The sequence below is a fragment of the Laceyella sacchari genome, assembly GCF_024927925.1.
Lineage (GTDB): Bacteria > Bacillota > Bacilli > Thermoactinomycetales > Thermoactinomycetaceae > Laceyella > Laceyella sacchari.
The window spans coordinates 112,501-117,500 of sequence record NZ_CP103866.1 but is presented as its reverse complement, the minus strand read 5'-3'; the positions used below and the strand labels follow the sequence as shown (position 1 = coordinate 117,500).

Annotated in this window: 2 protein-coding genes and 2 rRNA genes (2 of these 4 only partly in view); 1 reads left to right on the top strand and 3 read right to left on the bottom strand. The window is 51.8% G+C overall.

The window, feature by feature from the left end; translation table 11 throughout:
- A protein-coding gene (locus NYR52_RS00535) for a hypothetical protein (protein ID WP_259436101.1) crosses the window boundary here: on the top strand, positions 1 to 166 show its 3' portion. The gene continues 152 nt to the left of window position 1, outside the view; 166 of the gene's 318 nt are visible here — the last part of the coding sequence; its start codon lies off the left edge, out of view; it ends in the stop codon at positions 164 to 166.
- 309 nt (positions 167 to 475) lie between these two features.
- On the opposite strand, the gene rrf is transcribed toward NYR52_RS00535, so the two are convergent.
- The 3 genes from rrf to NYR52_RS00520 all read right to left on the bottom strand — a co-directional run.
- A 5S ribosomal RNA gene (gene rrf, locus NYR52_RS00530) occupies positions 476 to 590 on the bottom strand.
- 81 nt (positions 591 to 671) lie between these two features.
- Positions 672 to 3,709, bottom strand: a 23S ribosomal RNA gene (locus NYR52_RS00525).
- 571 nt (positions 3,710 to 4,280) lie between these two features.
- Positions 4,281 to 5,000, bottom strand: the final stretch of a protein-coding gene (locus tag NYR52_RS00520; RefSeq protein WP_132223976.1) for a glycerol-3-phosphate dehydrogenase/oxidase. Its footprint extends 936 nt past the window's final position; the window shows 720 of its 1,656 coding nt (coding positions 937-1,656); its start codon lies beyond the right edge, outside the window; its stop codon occupies positions 4,281 to 4,283.

Below are 5,000 nucleotides of genomic sequence, written 5' to 3'. Positions count from 1 at the left end.
GGCGGAAAAACCTTTCCTCGAAGTTGCCGATGATACAAGTGAAACGAATGAGAAAATAGTTTTGGAGCCACAGGCCTATTCATCAGGACCCCCTATAGTCTATCAGATCGACCAAGTTGTAAAAAAAACGACGGCAATCTGCTTCCTGATGAGTACCACGTCATGAGTGAAAAAAACGGAAAGGAGGTTTTGGAACCGCCGATCGATTTATCAGACATGGTCTAACGACATGTCAGCCGTAATGGTGCTGTTAAACAAGCTCCTCTATTCATCATACAAGAAGTGGACATCAGAACATTTCTGGACTCACTTCACACATGTGGCTGAAGCCCTTTCTGCTTCCTCGTCCCAAGCAAGAGTGAATTTCTTTCCGAACAACTCTATCCCCTGGCCACTGGCAATGCCACATGATGAAGCCACTTACCAACGCAAAACAAAGCAAAAACCCCACTTCATTCTGAAGTGGGGTTTGGTAGCCTGGCAACGACCTACTCTCCCAGGGCTTAAGCCCAAGTACCATCGGCGCTGGAGGGCTTAACTTCCGTGTTCGGTATGGGAACGGGTGGATCCCCTCCGCCATCATCACCAGACGTTATGTTGTTGTTCAAGGTATGAACCACACCCTGAAAATTAGATTGGAATAAAGCGTGTTGCAAGATGAAGAGATGAAGTAGGATAAGCCCTCGACCGATTCGTATCCGTCAGCTAAACGCATTGCTGCGCTTACACCCCGGACCGATCAACCTCGTCATCTACAAGGGGTCTTACTTCCACAGGGGAATGGGAAATCTCATCTTGAGGGGGGCTTCGCGCTTAGATGCTTTCAGCGCTTATCCCGTCCGCACTTGGCTACCCAGCGGTGCTCCTGGCGGAACAACTGGTACACCAGAGGTGCGTCCATCCCGGTCCTCTCGTACTAAGGACAGCTCCTCTCAAATTTCCTACGCCCACGACAGATAGGGACCGAACTGTCTCACGACGTTCTGAACCCAGCTCGCGTACCGCTTTAATGGGCGAACAGCCCAACCCTTGGGACCTACTACAGCCCCAGGATGCGATGAGCCGACATCGAGGTGCCAAACCTCCCCGTCGATGTGGACTCTTGGGGGAGATAAGCCTGTTATCCCCGGGGTAGCTTTTATCCGTTGAGCGATGGCCCTTCCACTCGGAACCACCGGATCACTAAGTCCGACTTTCGTCCCTGCTCGACTTGTAGGTCTCGCAGTCAAGCTCCCTTCTGCCTTTGCACTCTGGAGCGCGATTTCCGACCGCGCTGAGGGAACCTTAGAGCGCCTCCGTTACTTTTTAGGAGGCGACCGCCCCAGTCAAACTGCCCACCTGACACGGTCCTCCCGCCGGGTGACGGCGGCGAGTTAGAACCCCGATACGACCAGAGTGGTATCCCACCGGCGTCTCCACCGAAGCTGGCGCTCCGGCTTCTCAGACTCCCACCTATCCTGTACAAGTCGTACCTAGATTCAATATCAGGCTACAGTAAAGCTCCACGGGGTCTTTCCGTCTTGTCGCGGGTAGCCAGCATCTTCACTGGCAGTACAATTTCACCGGGTCTCTCGTTGAGACAGCGTCCAGATCGTTACGCCTTTCGTGCGGGTCGGAACTTACCCGACAAGGAATTTCGCTACCTTAGGACCGTTATAGTTACGGCCGCCGTTTACTGGGGCTTCGGTTCAGAGCTTCGCTTGCGCTAACCCTTCCCCTTAACCTTCCAGCACCGGGCAGGCGTCAGCCCCTATACATCGCCTTGCGGCTTAGCAGAGACCTGTGTTTTTGCTAAACAGTCGCCTGGACCTCTTCACTGCGGCCCCCTCGGGCTTTCACCCTACCGGGGCACCCCTTCTCCCGAAGTTACGGGGTCATTTTGCCGAGTTCCTTAACGAGAGTTTTCCCGAGCACCTTAGGATTCTCTCCTCGCCTACCTGTGTCGGTTTGCGGTACGGGCACCTATTTTCTCCTAGAGGCTTTTCTTGGCAGTGTGAGATCAGGAACTTCGGTACTGATGATTTCCCTCGCCATCACAGCCCAGCCTGTAGAAAGGACGGATTTGCCTATCCTTTCGGCCTCACTGCTTGGACGCGCACTTCCAGTCGCGCGATTCCCTACCCTCCTGCGTCCCCCCATCGTACAAACGAAAATAGGTGGTACAGGAATATCAACCTGTTGTCCATCGCCTACGCCTTTCGGCCTCAGCTTAGGTCCCGACTAACCCTGAGCGGACGAACCTTCCTCAGGAAACCTTAGGCTTACGGTGGAGGGGATTCTCACCCCTCTTTTCGCTACTCATACCGGCATTCTCACTTCCAAGCGCTCCACCACTTCTCACGAAGCAGCTTCGCTGCTGCTTGGAACGCTCCCCTACCATGCCACCGCATTCACTCCAGCTTCCACACATCGTTTCGCTATGGCATTTAGCCGAAAAGATGTTTTCGGCAAATGTCCTTCGCCGACGATCATGAAAGACAGAGTGAATGTGGCGGCATCCACAGCTTCGGTGAATCGTTTAGCCCCGTTACATTTTCGGCGCAGAGTCACTTGACCAGTGAGCTATTACGCACTCTTTGAATGGTGGCTGCTTCTAAGCCAACATCCTGGTTGTCTGGGCAACTCCACATCCTTTGCCACTTAACGATTACTTGGGGACCTTAGCTGGTGGTCTGGGCTGTTTCCCTCTTGACTACGGATCTTAGCACTCGCAGTCTGACTCCCGGACATGAGTCGATGGCATTCGGAGTTTAACTGAGTTCGGTAACCCTGTGGGGGCCCCTAGCCCAATCAGTGCTCTACCTCCATGACTCTTGATCCGAGGCTAGCCCTAAAGCTATTTCGGGGAGAACCAGCTATCTCCGGGTTCGATTGGCATTTCACCCCTACCCACACCTCATCCTATGGTTTTTCAACACCAACAGGTTCGGACCTCCATTCCGTGTTACCGGAACTTCATCCTGGACATGGGTAGATCACCCGGTTTCGGGTCAACGACTACGTACTGAAGCGCCCTGTTCAGACTCGCTTTCGCTGCGGCTCCAGCTTTTCACCTTAACCTTGCACGCAACCGTTACTCGCCGGTTCATTCTACAAAAGGCACGCCGTCATCCCTCAAGGGGACTCCGACTGGTTGTAAGCACACGGTTTCAGGTTCTCTTTCACTCCCCTCCCGGGGTGCTTTTCACCTTTCCCTCACGGTACTGGTTCACTATCGGTCGCTAGGGAGTATTTAGCCTTGGGAGGTGGTCCTCCCAGCTTCCCACGGGGTTTCACGTGTCCCGCGGTACTCAGGATCCGTCTCGGAGGGGAACGAATTTCGGTTACAGGGCTGTTACCTTATATTGCCGGCCTTTCCAGGACCAGTTCACCTATTCGCTCCCTTTGTGACTCCGTGTGAGACGTCCTACAACCCCGATGGCACAAGGCCATCGGTTTGGGCTGTTCCCGTTTCGCTCGCCGCTACTCAGGGAATCGCGTTTGCTTTCTCTTCCTCAGGGTACTTAGATGTTTCAGTTCCCCTGGTCTGCCTCCGACCACCCTATGGATTCAGGTGGCGGTACCAGCTCTTCAAGCTGGTGGGTTGCCCCATTCGGAAATCTCCGGATCAAAGCTTACTTACAGCTCCCCGAAGCTTATCGGAGTTCGTCCCGTCCTTCATCGGCTCCTAGCGCCAAGGCATCCACCGTGTGCCCTTAGTAGCTTAACCTACTATGTTTATTCGGCATATCTATGCCGCTCGGTATCTCCTCGGTGATTTGCAACATCGACGATCAAAGAAGGATCTCCTTCTTAACCTCGTTGCTTTATTCCATATCTAATTTTCAAGGTGCGTTTTCTCTTTGTTATCACCGCATCGCGGCGACAAGTAATAATATAGCACGTCCCAAAATAGAACGCAACCCTTTTTTTATAAAAAATTTTTTCAGCCAAATAAAGCCTTGCTCATGCTCCGTCTCCCTTCCCGTACCTCTTTTTCTGGGGTGTGATTAGCAAAATCAAGTTAGTAGGGAAAAAGCGGCGGAAAACCTTTTCTCGAGGAGCGTCTTGCTAAGCGTGAAGCAAATGAGAAAATGGTTTTGGAGCCGCTGGCCTGTCATCAGACACGCTCTAATCAAACTTGCATGGCAAGGCTTATCGAAATATAACGTTTGCTAAATCCACTTTGGCATATTCCCCTGGTCATCTAAACCAATATCCATTGGCACCTCTCCACTCCTTGAAGCCGTCCAGTTCCCGCTCCGCAAGCAGCCACACCCTCGGTTGATTGATAGAAACAATCAGATCACTTCCGTGGCAATCTCTATTTCTTTTTCCAGTTGTTCCATGGCTGCCTTTAACTTCTTATCATCCCAGTCAAACCATTCTCCCATCAAAGCAGTCACTTGCTTTTTCCATTTCTTGACCAAATCGATTTCAAAATGCATGGCTCCAATGCGCCGCGTAAAGAAATCAACTGGGCTTACAACCATTTCCTGTTCCAACCCATACATTAACGAAGCATACAAATGCGCAGGTAACCCCCATTTGTCTTGTTTTGGTTGCTTCTTAATCCATTCAAACACAGCGTCCACATTGGAACCATACCGACGAACTAAGGTTTCCGCTTCCCATTCCGACAACCCCAGTCGCCTACCAATCCCCACCTTGCTCTTCACAAAAGTGGCAAACCGTTCCGCTCCGCCTACTTCTCCACCCGAAACGCAAATGTATTGCGTAAAACATGACCGGAAGCGACGCTTGGTCTCTTGCTGAATTTCTTTAGCCACAATATCCGTAACCCTTTGTGCAATTTTACGGTAACCTGTCAATTTGCCCCCCGTAACAGAAATTAAGCCAGATGGAGAGATGAACAATTCATCCTTACGCGAGATGCCTGATACGGGCTTCCCTTTCTCCACAATCAGCGAACGAACGCCTGCCCAGCAGGTTTCAATGTCTTCACCACGCAATCGAACGGGCGAAAATACCTCATTCACTGCATGGATCAGGTAGTCCCG